Raw genomic sequence first — 15,831 nt, 5'->3', positions numbered from 1 at the left:
GCGGATTTTGTTGCACGGTTCGTCGCAAACGCGATCGATCGCGTGCGCCAAATCCCCGCTTTCGCCGCGATTACCAGCGCTTGCTTGCCGATCGCAGGGTGGCGACCCTATCTAGCGGCGATGCAAGTGATATCGGACACGCTCTCGCTGATCGGAAACACCCCGCTGGTCCGGCTGAAGGGGCCGAGCGAAGCCGCGGGCTGCGACATTTTCGGCAAGTGCGAATTCGCCAATCCCGGCGCATCGGTGAAGGACCGCGCGGCGCTGTTCATCGTGCGCGACGCCGAGGAGCGCGGGCTGATCCAGCCGGGCGGGACGATCGTCGAGGGAACCGCGGGCAACACCGGCATCGGCCTGGCGCTGGTCGCCAATGCCAAGGGGTACAAGACGATCATCGTCATGCCCGAGACGCAGAGCCGCGAGAAGATGGACACGCTGCGCGCTCTGGGCGCCGAGCTGGTGCTGGTGCCGGCCGCGCCCTATTCGAACCCCGGGCATTTCGTACACACCTCGCGCCGCATCGCGGAGGAGACGCCGAACGCGATCTGGGCGAACCAGTTCGACAATATCGCGAACCGCAAAGCGCATATCATCGGCACCGCCGAGGAGATCTGGGAGCAGATGGAGGGTCGGATCGACGGCTTCACCTGCGCCGCGGGCACCGGCGGGACGATCGCCGGCGTCGGGCTGGGGCTGAAGGCGCGCGACGAGAATGTGTGCATCGCGCTGAGCGATCCGCACGGGGCGGCGCTCTACAATTACTACGCCCATGGCGAGCTGAAGGCCGAGGGCAATTCGGTCGCCGAGGGGATCGGGCAGGGGCGTATCACCGCCAATCTGGAAGGTGCGCCGATCGACACCCAGTTCCGCATCTCCGACGCGGAGGGGATGGAATGGGTCCGCCGCCTGCTGGCGGAGGAGGGGCTGTGCCTGGGCCTGTCGTCGGGAATCAACGTGGCGGGGGCGGTGCAGCTCGGCCGTCAGCTGGGGCCGGGCAAGCGGATCGCGACGATCCTGTGCGATACCGGTTTTCGCTATCTGTCGACCCTGTATAACCGCGAGTGGCTGGAGGCGAAGGGCCTCCAGGTACCGGAGTGGCTGGCGACGACCTGAGCGATATCCTCGACAAGAGGATGTTCATGCGTTACATTTATGCCACAGCTATGATGAAATCGGGATCGCATCAGGACTCCGCCCAGGCGATGCAGCGCGTGCGCGTCGGGCTTACCGGGCTTGCCATGGTGCTCGTCCTGATCGGGCTGATGAGCGCGATCTTCAGCTCCGCCAGCCGCGACGGACCCGCGACCGCCGTCGGTGCGTCGAACGTGTCCGTGATCGCCAACATGACCGAGGGCAATGCCAGCGTCGCCGCCGCGACCGGCAAGGACGAGCCGCTGGCCGAACTGGGCGCGGCGCCAAGCACCGGGTCGAGCGAGCAGGCCAACAGCTCGGCCACCCGCAAGCTCATCGATCAGCCCCAGCAGTAACGCGGCACGATCAACCGCGCGCGCGTCCGGCCGTTCGGGCGGGATGGCACGGGAAAATCCGGGGACGGAGCCCCACTTGCCCGAATCCACCTTGCCCCCGATCTGCGGTGACTCGCAGCATTTATGCGATTCATGGAAGGCTTCGGTCTGTCGCACCCTGCCACGATCGGTTAAGCCAATCCTCGGTAATATCAGGGGAATTCGTCGCAGCATGCGTCGGTCCCGGTGCCATGTCGACGGCGAAAGGCCGCCGGATCCCGCAACCCAGGTTAATTTCGTGCCCCGAACAAAATTAGGAATACATAGATCGAACAAAGCCTGACTCTATCGTGAAACTCAGCTGAAATAGGGGCTAAGTGGGGCAAAATCCCGCTCCATCCCGTGTTTTCCCGTTGCCTCCCCGGCCGCTTCTTGGTAACCAGAATGCGGTTAAGGGTCGGGGCACGACCAGCTTCATCGTCGAAAGGATTTGGGCCGGGCCGCGGCGAATGCTGCGCGTCCGGAGATGGTGAAGTGCGTGCCCGAACTTTGGGAACTGGGTTTTGGCGGGACGCGAGCACTTCGAAGGCTTTGCGCTTCAGGCGGTGGACCTGAAGGGTCGCGTCGCGATTCCCGCAGACCTGCGCGGCGTCGTCGAGCGTAACTCCGACGTCCGCCAGATCGTGATCGGCCGCCACCCGATCGATCCTTGCCTCTCCGCCCATGATCTGTCCTGGTCGCGCGAGAAATACGAGCGGCTGGACCGTGCCGAGCAGAATGCGACCGATGCCGGCCGCCCCGCCGACCTGCGCGCCAAGCGCCGCGCCTTCGGCCTCGTCGAAAAAGTGCCCTTCGACGACAGTGGCCGCTTCGTGATCCCGCCCTTCTTCAAGGCGAAGGCGCAGATCAGCAGCTGGGCGTTCTTCAACGCCGCCGGCGAGAGCTTCGACATCTGGGCGCCCGAGGTGCTGCTGAAGTCGGAGGAGATCGACGAGGATCTTCGCGAGATCTGCGAATTCCTGTGCCAGCAGAAGGGGGTGAAGCTGTGAGCTCCGCCACCCAGCCGCATGTTTCCGTCCTGCTCGACGAAGTGATCGACGCGCTCGCCATCGTGCCCGGCGAGCGTCATGTCGACGCGACCTTCGGAGCGGGGGGGTATACCCAAGCCTTCCTCGAGCGGGGTGCCGAGGTGGCCGCTTTCGACCGCGATCCTACCGCGATCGAAAGCGGCCTACGGCGTTTCGCCGGCAATGACCGGCTGGTGCTGATCGAGGCGCCCTTCTCCGCGCTGGACGGCGAACTGGAGCGCCGCGACCTGGCGCCGGTGGACGGCGTCACGCTGGATATCGGCGTGTCGAGCATGCAGCTCGACCAGGCCGAGCGCGGCTTCTCGTTCCAGCAGGACGGGCCGCTCGACATGCGCATGTCGGGCGAGGGGATGAGCGCGGCCGACTTCCTCAACGAGGCGGACGAGGCCGAGATCGCCGATGTCCTGTATAATTATGGCGACGAGCCGCGGTCGCGCCGGGTGGCGCGCGCGATCGTCGCCGCGCGCCCGCTTTCGACCACCGGCGAGCTTGCCGCGATCGTGCGCAAGGCGCTGGGCTACAAGCCGCACGACAAGAAGGACCCGGCGACCCGGACCTTCCAGGCGGTGCGCATCCATGTAAACCGCGAGCTCGACGAGCTGGCGGAAGGACTTGCCGCAGCCGAGCGCGTTCTGAAGCCCGGCGGCCGGCTGGCCGTGGTCACCTTTCATTCCCTCGAAGACCGCCTGGTGAAGCGCTTCTTGCGCGAGCGGTCGGGCAGCGAGCCTGCGGGTTCGCGCCATCGTCCGGCGATGACCGCCAGGGCGGCACCCAGTTTCGATTCCCCGGCAAAGGCAGTGCGCCCGAGCGAGGCGGAAATCGCCCGTAATCCCCGAGCCCGTTCGGCGACGTTGCGCGTGGCGCACCGCACCGATGCGGCACCGTGGGGCGTGTAAGGAGTAATGTTATGGTTCAGGGCTTTGGAGCGATAGCGTGGTTGGCAGCCAGCGTTTCGGTTGCCGTGGGCGGATACATGACGACAACTTACGGGGCGGCCGAACGCGCACGCCTGAGGTCGGTCGAGACCCAGATCATCGACGCGAAGAGGGACATTCGTAGCCTCGAGACCGAGTTCAGCGCGCGGGCGAGCATGGCGCAGCTGCAGACCTGGAGCGCGAGCGGCGAGGCAGTCGCCTATGGCGCGCCCGACGCGGCGCGCTATCTGGCGAGCGAGACGCAGCTGGCCAGCCTGGACGTCCACGAGCAGGCGCCGGATGCGAAGATCCAGAACGCCTCGATCACCAGCCCGGCGGCGGTCGTCCAGCCGGCGGTGGTGCAGACCGCACAGGTCGATGTGCCGGCGCCGACGGTGAAGGCTGCGGCGGTGTCGACCGGTGTGGCGGCGGCGGCCAAGCCGCGGCTCCAGGCGGCGCCCGCAGTTGCGGCGGCAGTGGCCAAGGTCGATCGCGCACGCGTCGCCGCCGCTACAGGCCCGGCGCCGACCCCGCGCGTCACCCGGGTCGCGATGCTGAGCAGCGCAACGCTGGCGGATCTCGACCGCGGCGCCGTGTCCGAGAAGCGGGCACTGCGTTGACCGTCATCCTTGCGCCGTCCGCGCGTGCGCGCGGGTCGGGCGAGGCCCGGCAATCGGTCGTCGCGGTCGCCCAGGTGCGCCTGGTCATATTGGCGTTGATCTTCAGCGCGGCGGTGCTGTTCGTCGTCGGCCGGCTGGCATGGCTTGCCTTCGCCGCATCGCCGGCGATCGCCGCGAACACCGCCGACCGGCTGCTGCCCGCGCGCGGCGACATCGTCGATCGCAATGGCGAGCCGCTGGCGCGCACGATCGACGGCTGGTCGATCGCGATTCATCCCAATCAGGTGATCGGCAACAAGGCCGACCTGGCGAAGCAGCTTGCGACGCTGATCCCCGAGCGCAGCGAGGGACAATATTATGCGCTGCTGAATTCCGGCGGAAGCTTCGCCTGGCTGCGCCGCCGCGCGCGCCCGGAACTGGTGAAGACGGTGAACGCGCTGGGCGAGCCGGGCATCGAGATGATGCGCGAGCCCGATCGGCTGTATCCGCAGGGCCAGCTGGCGGCGCATGTGCTGGGCTATGTGAAGTCCGACGGCCATGGCGGCATCGGCATGGAGAAGACACTCGACGCCCGGCTGAACAGTCATGAGGGGCGCGCGGTGCCGACTGCGCTCGCGCTCGACCTGCGCGTGCAGGCGGCGCTGGAGAACGAGCTGGGCGCGGCGATGGTCAGCCTTCAGGCCAAGGGTGCCGCGGGCGTGATCATGGACGTCGATACCGGCGAGATCGTCGCGATGGTGTCGCTGCCCAGCTTCAACCCCAACGCCATCGGCACCGCCGCGCCGGCGAACAACGTCACCCAGAGCCGGTACGAGCTGGGGTCGGCGTTCAAGCCGATCGCGATGGCCGCGGCGATCGAGAGCGGGACCGTCACCTCGATGGCGCGCAGGTTCGATGCGACCGAACCCGTGCGGATCGGCCGGTTCAGCATTAAGGACGATCACCCTCAGCGCCGCTTCCTCAACATCCCCGAGACGCTGATCTATTCGTCGAACATCGCCACCGCGCGGATCGCCGACCTGATGGGCCGCGAGCCGCTGGAGAAGATTTTCCGCGACATGCAGTTCGACAAGCCGCTCGACATCGGCATCGAGCGCTGGGGCACGCTGTGGCCGCGCGACTGGGGGCGCTCGACCACGCTGACCACCGCGTTCGGCCACGGCATCGCGGTGACGCCGATGCATCTGGCCTGTGCCTATGCGACGCTGGTCAATGGCGGGGTCTGGCATGACCCGACCCTGATGAAGGTCGATCCTGCCAAGCGTGGCCCGGGCCGCCGCGTCATTTCCGAGGCGACGAGCAAGCAGATGCGCGAGTTGCTGCGCCTGATCGTCACCAACGGCACCGGGCGCAATGCCGACGCACCGGGCTTCCGCGTCGGCGGCAAGACCGGCACCGCCGAGAAGCCGGGTGCCTCGGGTTATTCGCGCAGCGAGAATGTGTCGACCTTCGCGGCGGCTTTCCCGATGGACAAGCCGCGCTATGTGGTGCTGACCATGCTCGACTCACCCATCGGAAATGCCCAGACCTTCGGGCAGCGAACCGCCGGCTTCACCGCTGCCCCCGTAGTCAAGCGCGTCGTCGCGCGCACCGGCGCGCTGCTGGGGGTCGCCCCCGACGCCAATCGTGACGTCGATCTGTCGCAGCTGGTGCCGCTGATCTGGAAGAACCCGAAGGAGCATGGCGGCCAATGAGGCTGGAACAGCTGATCGACGGGGGCGGTGAGACGGTCGTCACGGGGTTTGCCATCGATCATCGCAAGGTCGCGCCCGGCACCATCTTCGGCGCGTTCGAGGGTGCGCGGGTCAATGGCGAGTCGTTCATTCCCGCCGCGATCGAGGCAGGGGCGGCGGCGATCGTCGCCCGGCCGGGGCTGGACGTGACCGGCGCGGCCTATGTCGCCGACGACAATCCGCGCGAGCGCTTCGCCCGGCTGGCCGCATCCTTCTTCGCGCCGTTTCCGGCCACCGCGGTCGCGGTGACCGGCACCAACGGCAAAACCTCCACCGTCGAGATGACGCGTCAGCTGTGGCGGATGAGCGGCTATCATGCCGCGTCGATCGGGACGCTGGGCGTCACGACGGCCGACGACACGGTCACCACCGGGCTGACCACGCCCGACATCGTCACCTTCCTGTCGAACGTCGCCGGCCTGGCGCGCGAGGGCGTGAGCCATGTCGCCTTCGAGGCGAGCTCGCACGGCCTGTCGCAATATCGCACCGAGGGCCTGCCGGTCCGGGCCGCCGCCTTCACCAACCTCAGCCGCGACCATCTCGACTATCATGGCGACATGGCCGCCTATCTGTGCGCCAAACTGCGGCTGTTCGCCGACGTGCTCGATGCCGACGGGACCGCGGTGGTGTGGGTCGACGATCCGCATTCGGAGCGGGTGATCGACATTGCCCGGGTGCGTGGCAACCGCATGATCACGGTCGGCGAGCATGGCGACACGCTGCGCCTGGTCGGGCGCGATCCGACCTTGCTGGGGCAGGGGCTGACGATCGAGGCGGAGGGGCGCAGCTTCAGCGTGAACCTGCCGCTGATCGGTGCCTATCAGGCGGCGAATGCGCTGATGGCCGCGGGACTGGTTATCGCGACCGGCGGCGACGTCGCCGCGACGCTGTCGAACCTCGGCAGGCTGCAGCCGGTGCGCGGGCGGCTGGAGCGCGCGGTCATCACCCAGAAGGGCGCACCGGTCTATGTCGACTATGCGCACACCCCGGACGCGCTGGAGGCGGCGATCGCCGCGTTGAAGCCGCATACCAGCGGGCGGTTGATCCTCGTGTTCGGCGCCGGCGGCGACCGCGATCCCGGCAAGCGCGAGCTGATGGGCCGCGAGGCGGCCGCGGGGGCGGACGTGGTCATCGTCACCGACGACAATCCGCGCACCGAGGATCCGGCGGCGATCCGCCAGGAGATATTGAAGGGTGCGCCCGGCGCGATCGAGATCGGCGGCCGCCGCGAGGCGATCGCCGCGGCGATCGAGATGGCCGAGGCGGAGGATATCGTGCTGCTGGCCGGCAAAGGGCATGAGCAGGGCCAGATCGTCGGCGACCGCGTGCTGCCGTTCGACGACGTTACGGTGGCGCGGGAGTGCGCCGCGTGACCTTGTGGACCTCCGCGGAGGTCGCCGCCGCCACGGGGGGCACGGCAAGTGCGGCGTTCGAAGTCTCGGGAGTGACATTCGACTCGCGTGAAGTCGGCCCCGGCGACCTGTTCCTGGCGATGGTCGGCGAGACGACCGACGGCCACCGCTATCTCGATCAGGCCTTCGGGGCCGGTGCCGCGGGGGCGGTCGTGTCGGTCCCGACGCAGCACCCGCATGTGCTGGTGCCCGATACGATGAAGGCGCTGGAAGCGCTGGGTATCGCGGCGCGGGCGCGGATGCAGGGCAAGGTGATCGGCGTGACCGGATCGGTCGGCAAGACCGGCACCAAGGAAGCGCTGTTCGCGGCACTCGACCGGCTGGAGCCCGACCGCGCGCATCGGTCGGTGAAGTCGTACAACAATCATACCGGCGTGCCTTTGAGTCTGGCGCGTATGCCGCGCGACGCGCGCTTCGGCGTGTTCGAGATGGGCATGAACCATGCCGGCGAGCTCGCCGTGCTCACGCGGTTCGTCCGGCCGCATGTCGCGATGGTCACGACGATTGCGCCGGCGCATATGGGCTTCTTCGACAGCGAAGAGGGCATCGCCGATGCCAAGGGCGAGATTTTCCAGGGACTCGAACCCGGCGGCACCGCGGTCATCCCCTATGACAGCCCGCATCGCGATCGGCTGATCGAGGCGGCCACCGGCCATGCCGGGCGGATCGTCACCTTCGGCATGGGCGAGGGCGCCGATGTCCGCGCGATCGAGGCGATGCGCACGCGCACCGGCGGCACGTTCGTGACCGCGAAGCTCGACCGGCGAGAACTGAGCTTCACCGTTGCGCCGCCGGGCGCGCACTGGGTGTCGAACGCACTGGGCCTGCTCGCTGTGATCGACGCGCTGGGCGGCGATCTGGAGCGGGCGGGACTGGCGCTGGCCGAGCTGGGCGGACTGCCCGGGCGGGGGCAGCGGTTCCTGACCGCGGTCGATGGCGGCGAAGCATTGGTGATCGACGAAAGCTATAACGCCAATCCCGCGTCGATGCGCGCGACGCTGGAGGTGCTGAGTCAGGAAAAGGGCCGCAAGCTGGCCGTGCTCGGCGAAATGCGGGAACTTGGCGACCATTCGGACGCGTTCCACGCAGAGCTTGCCGAGCCGATAGCGGCAGCCGGTGTCGAATTTGCGATCCTTGTCGGCCCGCTGATGAAACCGCTCGCGAATGCCCTTGAGGGCCATATCGATTTCGTCCATGTGCCCGACGCGGCGTTTGCCCGCGATCGCCTGTTCGAAAGGCTCGCGGCGGATGACGCTGTTCTCGTAAAGGGGTCTAACGGCGTGCGGCTGTCGAGCGTGGTCGCAGCGCTGTCGGAAAGGCAAACATGCTCTATCTGATCGCGGAGTGGCTCGGGTTTCCGGGCATCCTCAACCTGTTCCGCTATCTGTCCTTCCGGACTGGCGGGTCGGTTGCGACTGCGCTGGTGCTGGGGCTGATCCTGGGGCCCAAGTTCATCGGCTGGCTGCGCGTGCGCCAGGGCAAGGGACAGCCAATCCGCGACGACGGTCCGCAGAGCCATCTGGCGAAGCGTGGCACGCCGACGATGGGCGGGCTGATGATCCTGACCAGCCTGATGCTGGCGATCCTGCTGTGGATGGACCTGCGCAATCCCTATGTCTGGGCCTGCATGTTCGTGACCTTCGGGTTCGGGATGATCGGGTTCCTCGACGATTACGACAAGGTTCGGAAGCAGAAGACGGCCGGCGTTTCGGGCAAGGTCCGCCTGCTGGGCGAGTTCCTGATCGCGGGCGTCGCCAGCTGGATCATCGTGTCGCTGAACGGGACGCAGCTCTATGTGCCGTTCTTCAGCTGGATCCACCCGGACCTGGGCTATTTCTACATCCTGTTCGCCGCCTTCACGATCGTCGCCTTCGGCAATGCCGTCAACCTGACCGACGGGCTGGACGGGCTGGCGACGATGCCGGTGGTGATCGCCAGCATGGCGTTCATGCTGATCGCCTATCTGGCAGGCAACAAGGTGTTCGCGACCTATCTGGGCATTCCCCACGTTCCCGGCGCGGGCGACCTGGCGCTGTTCTGTGGCGCGATGGTCGGGGCGGGGCTGGCATTCCTGTGGTTCAATGCGCCGCCGGCCGCGGTGTTCATGGGCGATACCGGCAGCCTGGCGCTGGGCGGCGCGATCGGCACGATCGCGGTGGTCACGCACCATGAGCTGGTGCTGGGCATCATCGGCGGCCTGTTCGTTATGGAGGCGCTGAGCGTCATCATCCAGGTCTTCTTCTTCAAGCGGACCGGCAAGCGGATCTTCCGCATGGCGCCGATTCATCATCATTTCGAGCAACTCGGCTGGTCGGAGCCGACCGTGGTGATCCGTTTCTGGATCATCTCGTTCGTGCTCGCACTGGCGGGACTCGCGACGCTGAAGCTGCGGTGATCACGAGCCCGTTCTTTCGCGGAAAGCGGTATGCGGTGCTCGGCCTGGCGCGATCCGGTGTCGCGACCGTCGATGCGCTGCGCGCGAGCGGCGCCGAGGTGGTCGCCTGGGACTCGAACGAGGCGGCGCGCGGCGCACTGAGCGGCGTCGCGCTCGCCGATCCGCTGGAGATCGACCTGGTGGGGTTCGACGCGGTCGTGGTGTCGCCCGGCATTCCGCTGAACCGCCATCCGATCGCCGATCGCGCGCGTGCCGCGGGCGTGCCGGTGATCGGCGATATCGAACTGTTTGCCCAGGCGCGTACCGCGCTGCCCGCGCACCGGGTCGTCGGCATCACCGGCACCAACGGCAAGTCGACCACGACCGCGCTGATCGACCATATCTGTCGCACCGCCGGGCTGCCGTCGCTGGCGGGCGGCAATATCGGCATTCCGATCCTGGCGCAGGAGCCGCTGGCGGAAGGCGGCGTCTATGTGCTGGAGCTGTCCAGCTATCAGATCGACCTGACCGTCACGCTCGATTGCGATGTCGCGCTGTTGCTGAACATCACCCCGGACCATCTCGACCGCTATAACGGTTTCGCGGGCTATGCCGCATCCAAGGCGCGGCTGTTCGCGATGCAGTCGCCCGGCCATCCCGCGGTGATCGGCAGCGATGCCGCGTCGACGGCGATCGCTGCGGGCCTGGGTGAGGATCGGGCAGGGGACGTGATCGCGCTTCCTGCGCGGCCGGAGATCGACCAGTCGGACTGGCCGGCGCTGCAGGGGCCGCACAATGCGCAGAATGCGCTGGCGGCGATCGCGGCGTGCGAGGCGCTGGGCATCGACCGCGCCGCGATCGACCGCGGACTGGCGAGCTTCCCCGGCCTGCCGCACCGCATGGAGCGGGTGGCGACGCGCGACGGCGTGCTGTTCGTGAACGACAGCAAGGCGACCAACCCGGAGTCGACCGCGCCTGCGCTGGCTGCCTATCCGCGGATCCACTGGATCCTGGGCGGCAAGGCGAAGACCGACGATCTAGACGCGTGCCGGCCGGGCTTCGGCCATGTCGTGCGCGCCTATACGATCGGCGACGCCGCGACGATGTTCGCCGACCTTCTGTCCGGCGAGATGCCCGTCGAAGTCGCTGGCACGCTGGACGTCGCGGTGCGCAGCGCCGCGGCGCATGCGCAGCCGGGCGATACGGTGCTGCTGTCGCCGGCCTGCGCCTCGTTCGACCAGTTCCGCGATTATGAGGCGCGCGGGCAGGCGTTTCGCGACGCGGTGGAGTCACTGGCGTGAGCGAGGACAGGGTCGAGGTTCCCGAGGCACCGCGCGTCCGCCGCCGGGTCGGCACCCAACTGGGCCGCGCCAGCCAGACGCGGGCGGGCATGTGGTTCTGGGAAGTCGACCGGGTGCTGATGCTGCTGGTCTTCCTGCTGATCGCGATCGGGCTGGTCGCGGTCGCCGCCGCCTCGCCGGCGACGGCGCGGCGCTATTCGGACGGCGCGCATGTCGTCGCGCCGATGTTCTATTTCTGGCGGCAGCTGATCTGGGTCGCGCTGTCGGTGCCGGTGATGATCCTGGTGTCGATGGTGCCGCTGACGCTTGCCAGGCGCGGGGCGCTGATCGGCGCGGCCATCTGCATCGTGCTGCTGGCGCTGCTGCCGTTCGTCGGCAGCGAGGTGAACGGTGCGCGGCGCTGGATCAGCCTGGGCTTTTCCGACTTGCAGCCATCCGAATTCCTGAAGCCCCTGTTCATCGTGTCGACGGCATGGATCCTGTCGCTGCGCGCGCGTGACAGCGAATTGCCGATGACGCTGATGCTGGGCATTACCGGCGCGCTGACCGCGGTGGTTGCCGTCCTGTTGATGATCCAGCCCGATTTCGGACAGACGATGGTGTTCGGCATCGTCTGGATCATCCTGCTGACCGTCGCCGGCATCTCGCCCGCGATCATCGCCGCGCTGGGCGGGCTGGCGCTGGCCGGGGTGGTCTCCGCCTATTTCTTCTATTCGACCGCCCGCATTCGCATCGACAGCTTCCTGTGGCCGACCAAGGAAAAGGCGCTGGCCGAGCATTACCAGACCAACATGGCCGAGCAGACGCTGACCTCGGGCGGGCTGTTCGGGACCGGTCCGGGCAGCGGCCAGGTAAAGTTCAAGTTGCCCGAGGCGCATACCGACTATATCTTTTCGGTCATCGGCGAGGAATTCGGCCTGCTGGCATGCGGGGCGATCGCGATCCTCTATGTGGCGATCATCCTGCGCGTGCTGCTGAAGCTGATCGACGAGGAGGATGCGTTCAAGCTGCTGGCGGCGACCGGGCTGGTCGCGCAGTTCGGGGTGCAGGCGTTCATCAACATGGCGGTCAATACCGGGCTGGCGCCGTCCAAGGGCATGACGCTGCCGTTCATCAGCTATGGCGGCTCGTCGATGGTGGCGCTTTCCATCGGCATGGGGCTTCTGCTCGCTTTCACGCGGCGGAACCCGTATCTGAAGCGCTCTCCTTATACTGTCCGGTGGAGCGGCACATGACGAAGACGCGTACCTATGTTCTGGCGGCGGGCGGCACCGGGGGGCACATGGTGCCCGCGGCAGCGCTTGCGGCCGAACTGATGGGGCGCGGTCACCGGGTCGCGCTGATCAGCGACGATCGCGGCGTGCGCTTTCCGGGGCTGTTCGAGGAAGTCGAGACGCATGTCCTGCCGGCCGGTCGGCTGGGCGGCGGACCGCTGGGCTGGTTCAAGGCCGCCGGCAAGATGATGGCCGGGCGGGCGATGGCGAAGAAGCTGTACCGCGACCTGTCACCCAGCTGCGTGATCGGCTTTGGCGGCTATCCCGCGCTGCCGGCGCTGCTGGCCGCCTTTTCGCGGCGCGTGCCGACGATCGTCCATGAACAGAATGCGGTGCTGGGTCGGGTCAACCGGCTGGTCGCCGGCCGGGTGAGCGCGATCGCCACCAGCTATGGCGAGGTCGAACGGCTCAAACAGGGGTGGCAGGCCAAGACTCACCTGACGGGCAATCCGGTGCGCGAGGAGGTGCTGGCGCTGCGCGACCGGCCCTATCCGCCGCTGGAGGCGCAGGACAGCTTTCGCGTGCTCGTCACCGGGGGCAGCCAGGGCGCGTCGGTGCTGAGCAAGGTCGTACCCGATGGACTTGCGCTGCTCGCGTCGGAGATTCGCGGCCGGATGCAGGTGACGCACCAGGCGCGGCTCGAAGACGTCGACGCGGTGCGCGCCAGCTATCAGTCGCATGGGATCCCGGCGCAGATTGCGACCTATCTGCCCGATTTGCCCGAACACCTGGCGCGGGCGCATCTCGTGATCGCCCGCGCCGGCGCGTCGACCATCGCCGAACTGACCGCCGCCGGGCGTCCGGCGATCCTGGTCCCGCTGCCCAGCGCGACCGACGATCACCAGACGGTCAATGCGCGCGAGATCACCAATGCCGGCGGCGCGCGCACCATCGCGCAGCCCAGCTTCACCGCGGTCGAACTGGCCAGGCAGATCCAGGCGCTTGGCCTGGACCCCGCTGCGCTACAGGGCGCTGCGGCCGGCGCCAGGAGCTGCGGTCGACCGACCGCGGCGCGCGACCTGGCCGACCTGGTCGAATCGATCGGCGCACCCGCGGCCGGCGCACGCACCGCATCCACCCAGACAGAGGCCGAGACGGCCAGCAAGGAATTCGCCGCATGAAGGGCGTTGCCACCGATATCGGCACCATCCATTTCGTCGGGATCGGCGGTATCGGCATGTCGGGCATTGCCGAGGTGATGCACAATCTCGGCTATCAGGTTCAGGGTTCGGATGTGTCCGAAGGCTATGTGATCGAGGGGCTGCGCAAGCGCGGCATCGCGATCGCGATCGGCCATGCGGCCGAGAATCTGGGCGAGGCGGCGGTCGTCGTCACCTCGACCGCGATCAAGCGCGGCAATCCCGAGGTCGAGGCCGCCTATGAGCGTCGCATCCCGGTGGTGCGCCGGGCGGAGATGCTGGCCGAGCTGATGCGGCTGAAGTCGACCGTCGCGGTCGCCGGCACGCACGGCAAGACCACGACCACCTCGATGGTCGCGGCGCTGCTGGATGCGGGCGGCGTCGACCCGACCGTCATCAATGGCGGCATCATCAACCAGTACGGCTCGAACGCGCGACTGGGCGACAGCGACTGGATGGTGGTCGAGGCCGACGAGAGTGACGGCAGCTTCCTGCGTCTCGACGGGACGATCGCGGTCGTCACCAACATCGATCCCGAGCATCTGGATCACTATGGCTCGTTCGACAAGGTGAAGGACTGTTTCGTCGAGTTCGTCGAGAATGTCCCTTTCTATGGCGCGGCGTTGCTGTGCCTCGACCATCCCGAGGTCCAGGCGATCATCCCGCGCGTGCGCGACCGCCGCATCGTCACCTATGGCTTTGCCGCCAGCGCCGATGTGCGCGGGGTGAACGTCACGCCGCATGCGGGCGGCAACCGGTTCGAGGCGATCATCCGCCACCGCGACGGCACGACCCGTTCGATCGAGGGGATCGATCTGCCGATGCCCGGCCGCCACAATGTCCAGAACGCGCTGGCCGCGATCGGCGTGGCGCTGGAGCTCGGCATTCCCGACGCGACGATCCAGAAAGGGTTTGCTCGGTTCGACGGGGTCAAGCGGCGCTTTACCAAGGTCGGCGAGACCGGCGGGGCGACGATCATCGACGATTACGGCCATCACCCGGTCGAGATCCGCGCCGTGCTGGCCGCGGCCCGCGAGAGTGCGCAGGGCAGGGTGATCGCGGTGATGCAGCCGCATCGCTTCTCGCGGCTCGGCAATCTGATGGACGAGTTCGCCCAGGCGTTCAACGATGCCGACATGGTCTATGTCACCCCGGTCTATGCCGCGGGCGAGCAGCCTGTCGAGGGTGTCGATGCCGAGGCATTGGTCGAGGGCGTCAAGCGCCGCGGCCACCGCGCCGCATCGACCGTCGCCGACCTGCCGGCACTGGCCGAGGCGCTGGCGGAGGTGATCCAGCCCGGCGACATGGTCGTGTGCCTGGGCGCGGGCGACATCACGAAATGGGCGGCCAGCCTGGCCGGCGCGATCGAGACGGCAAAGGTGGCAGCATGAGCGACTTTTTCACGACCGCAATCGAGATGCAGCGCGAGATGCTGCGCGCACAGCATGCCCAGATGGACGTCGCTCAGAAGTTCCTCGATGCCGGGCGCCAGATGACGGCGTTCCAGGAGGCCGGGCAGAAGGCTGCCGAGGCGAACATGGCGGCGTGGAAGCAATGGGCCGGGCTGTGGGGGATGAAGTGACGCAGACCGTCGATCTTCCCCAGGTTCGCGGCAGGCTGACGCGCAACGCGCCGCTGGCGCCGCTCGTCTGGTTCAAGAGCGGCGGTGCGGCGGAGTGGCTGTTCGAGCCGGCCGATGTCGAGGATCTGCGCGCGTTTCTGCGTGACCTGGACCCGGCAGTCGAGGTGTGGCCGCTGGGGCTGGGCTCCAATCTGATCGTGCGGGACGGCGGCAAGCCGGGCGTCACCATCCGGCTGGGCAAGGCGTTCGCCCAGATCGGCGTACGCGACAACGGCATCCGCGCCGGCGCCGGCGCGCCCGGCATCTCGGTCGCGAGCAAGGCGCGCGATCATGCGCTGGCCGGGCTCGAGTTCCTGCGCGGCATTCCCGGCACCGTGGGCGGCGCGGTGCGCATGAACGCAGGCGCCTATGGCCGCGAGGTGGCTGATGTGCTGTCGATGTTCGAGGTGGTGGACCGCCAGGGCGAGCTGCGCACCCTGCCGGCAAGCGCGCTGAACTTCAGCTATCGCCATTCCGAGCTGCCGGCGGATTCGGTGATCGTCGCGGCGCATTTCATCGGGACCCATGGCGACGCCGAGGCGATCGCGGCGGAGATGGACCGGATCGCTGCCGCGCGGGAGGAGTCTCAGCCGCTTCGGTCGCGCACCGGTGGGTCGACCTTCAAGAATCCCGAAGGTCACAAAGCCTGGGCGCTGGTCGATGCCGCGGGGTGCCGCGGGCTGCGGCGCGGGGACGCGCAAGTCAGCGAGAAACATTGCAATTTCCTGCTCAATCTGGGCGAAGCGACCAGTGCGGACATCGAGGCGCTGGGCGAGGAGGTTCGCGACCGGGTGAAGGCGCAATCGGGCGTCGAGCTCGAATGGGAAATCCAGCGGGTCGGCAAGCGCGCCGACGAGAACAGTGAGAGGGTCGGTTCTTGAGCAAGCTC

15 protein-coding genes are annotated in these 15,831 nt (G+C 67.7%); all 15 read left to right on the top strand.

Annotation, left to right across the window (positions count from 1 at the left end; genetic code table 11):
- The first annotated feature begins 120 nt into the window (after positions 1–120).
- On the top strand, positions 121–1,113 hold the full coding sequence (locus ACZ1H8_RS02105) for a cysteine synthase A (RefSeq protein ID WP_465179770.1): 993 nt from the start codon (positions 121–123) through the stop codon (positions 1,111–1,113).
- A gap of 50 nt (positions 1,114–1,163) precedes the next feature.
- Entirely contained in the window at positions 1,164–1,487 is a 324-nt protein-coding gene (locus tag ACZ1H8_RS02100; protein ID WP_465179769.1) for a hypothetical protein, read from the top strand.
- A 542-nt stretch (positions 1,488–2,029) separates the two neighbouring features.
- Complete coding sequence (locus tag ACZ1H8_RS02095; RefSeq protein ID WP_465179768.1) at positions 2,030–2,515, top strand: division/cell wall cluster transcriptional repressor MraZ; 486 nt, start codon at positions 2,030–2,032, stop codon at positions 2,513–2,515.
- Complete coding sequence (gene rsmH / locus ACZ1H8_RS02090) at positions 2,512–3,450, top strand: 16S rRNA (cytosine(1402)-N(4))-methyltransferase RsmH (RefSeq protein WP_465179767.1); 939 nt, start codon at positions 2,512–2,514, stop codon at positions 3,448–3,450. The genes ACZ1H8_RS02095 and rsmH overlap by 4 nt, the downstream gene beginning before the upstream one ends.
- A gap of 77 nt (positions 3,451–3,527) precedes the next feature.
- On the top strand, positions 3,528–4,088 hold the full coding sequence (locus tag ACZ1H8_RS02085) for a hypothetical protein (RefSeq protein ID WP_465179766.1): 561 nt from the start codon (positions 3,528–3,530) through the stop codon (positions 4,086–4,088).
- Positions 4,085–5,782, top strand: coding sequence for a peptidoglycan D,D-transpeptidase FtsI family protein (locus ACZ1H8_RS02080; RefSeq protein ID WP_465179765.1), 1,698 nt, complete (start codon positions 4,085–4,087; stop codon positions 5,780–5,782). The genes ACZ1H8_RS02085 and ACZ1H8_RS02080 overlap by 4 nt, the downstream gene beginning before the upstream one ends.
- Positions 5,779–7,194, top strand: coding sequence for a UDP-N-acetylmuramoyl-L-alanyl-D-glutamate--2,6-diaminopimelate ligase (locus ACZ1H8_RS02075; protein WP_465179764.1), 1,416 nt, complete (start codon positions 5,779–5,781; stop codon positions 7,192–7,194). Before ACZ1H8_RS02080 ends, ACZ1H8_RS02075 begins: the two co-directional genes overlap by 4 nt.
- Positions 7,191–8,570 (top strand): UDP-N-acetylmuramoyl-tripeptide--D-alanyl-D-alanine ligase, encoded by a 1,380-nt coding sequence (locus tag ACZ1H8_RS02070; protein WP_465179763.1) that lies wholly within the window; start codon positions 7,191–7,193, stop codon positions 8,568–8,570. The genes ACZ1H8_RS02075 and ACZ1H8_RS02070 overlap by 4 nt, the downstream gene beginning before the upstream one ends.
- Complete coding sequence (gene mraY, locus ACZ1H8_RS02065) at positions 8,558–9,628, top strand: phospho-N-acetylmuramoyl-pentapeptide-transferase (RefSeq protein ID WP_465179762.1); 1,071 nt, start codon at positions 8,558–8,560, stop codon at positions 9,626–9,628. Before ACZ1H8_RS02070 ends, mraY begins: the two co-directional genes overlap by 13 nt.
- On the top strand, positions 9,625–10,908 hold the full coding sequence (gene murD, locus ACZ1H8_RS02060) for a UDP-N-acetylmuramoyl-L-alanine--D-glutamate ligase (protein ID WP_465179761.1): 1,284 nt from the start codon (positions 9,625–9,627) through the stop codon (positions 10,906–10,908). Before mraY ends, murD begins: the two co-directional genes overlap by 4 nt.
- A complete protein-coding gene (gene ftsW, locus ACZ1H8_RS02055) occupies positions 10,905–12,143 on the top strand; it encodes a putative lipid II flippase FtsW (protein WP_219998179.1) in 1,239 nt (412 codons plus the stop codon). Before murD ends, ftsW begins: the two co-directional genes overlap by 4 nt.
- On the top strand, positions 12,140–13,303 hold the full coding sequence (gene murG / locus ACZ1H8_RS02050; RefSeq protein ID WP_465179760.1) for an undecaprenyldiphospho-muramoylpentapeptide beta-N-acetylglucosaminyltransferase: 1,164 nt from the start codon (positions 12,140–12,142) through the stop codon (positions 13,301–13,303). Before ftsW ends, murG begins: the two co-directional genes overlap by 4 nt.
- A complete protein-coding gene (gene murC, locus ACZ1H8_RS02045; RefSeq protein WP_465179759.1) occupies positions 13,300–14,712 on the top strand; it encodes a UDP-N-acetylmuramate--L-alanine ligase in 1,413 nt (470 codons plus the stop codon). Before murG ends, murC begins: the two co-directional genes overlap by 4 nt.
- Entirely contained in the window at positions 14,709–14,903 is a 195-nt protein-coding gene (locus ACZ1H8_RS02040) for a hypothetical protein (protein WP_110154360.1), read from the top strand. The genes murC and ACZ1H8_RS02040 overlap by 4 nt, the downstream gene beginning before the upstream one ends.
- Positions 14,876–15,823 (top strand): UDP-N-acetylmuramate dehydrogenase, encoded by a 948-nt coding sequence (murB, locus tag ACZ1H8_RS02035; protein WP_465179758.1) that lies wholly within the window; start codon positions 14,876–14,878, stop codon positions 15,821–15,823. Before ACZ1H8_RS02040 ends, murB begins: the two co-directional genes overlap by 28 nt.
- Positions 15,824–15,831: the final 8 nt, after the last annotated feature.

Source organism: Sphingomonas sp. BL-S-25, assembly GCF_055521555.1.
The sequence above is the reverse complement of the archived record's forward strand: the minus strand, read 5'-3'. Positions and strand labels throughout refer to the sequence as shown.

What these genes read in the sequence shown, in the direction of transcription:
- ACZ1H8_RS02105 (WP_465179770.1), top strand. Translation starts at nt 121, where the DNA reads ATGCAAGTGATATCGGACACGCTCTCGCTGATCGGAAACACCCCGCTG.
- ACZ1H8_RS02100 (WP_465179769.1), top strand. Translation starts at nt 1,164, where the DNA reads ATGATGAAATCGGGATCGCATCAGGACTCCGCCCAGGCGATGCAGCGC.
- ACZ1H8_RS02085 (WP_465179766.1), top strand. Translation starts at nt 3,528, where the DNA reads ATGACGACAACTTACGGGGCGGCCGAACGCGCACGCCTGAGGTCGGTC.
- ACZ1H8_RS02075 (WP_465179764.1), top strand. Translation starts at nt 5,779, where the DNA reads ATGAGGCTGGAACAGCTGATCGACGGGGGCGGTGAGACGGTCGTCACG.
- mraY (WP_465179762.1), top strand. Translation starts at nt 8,558, where the DNA reads ATGCTCTATCTGATCGCGGAGTGGCTCGGGTTTCCGGGCATCCTCAAC.
- murG (WP_465179760.1), top strand. Translation starts at nt 12,140, where the DNA reads ATGACGAAGACGCGTACCTATGTTCTGGCGGCGGGCGGCACCGGGGGG.
- murC (WP_465179759.1), top strand. Translation starts at nt 13,300, where the DNA reads ATGAAGGGCGTTGCCACCGATATCGGCACCATCCATTTCGTCGGGATC.
- ACZ1H8_RS02040 (WP_110154360.1), top strand. Translation starts at nt 14,709, where the DNA reads ATGAGCGACTTTTTCACGACCGCAATCGAGATGCAGCGCGAGATGCTG.
- murB (WP_465179758.1), top strand. Translation starts at nt 14,876, where the DNA reads ATGGGCCGGGCTGTGGGGGATGAAGTGACGCAGACCGTCGATCTTCCC.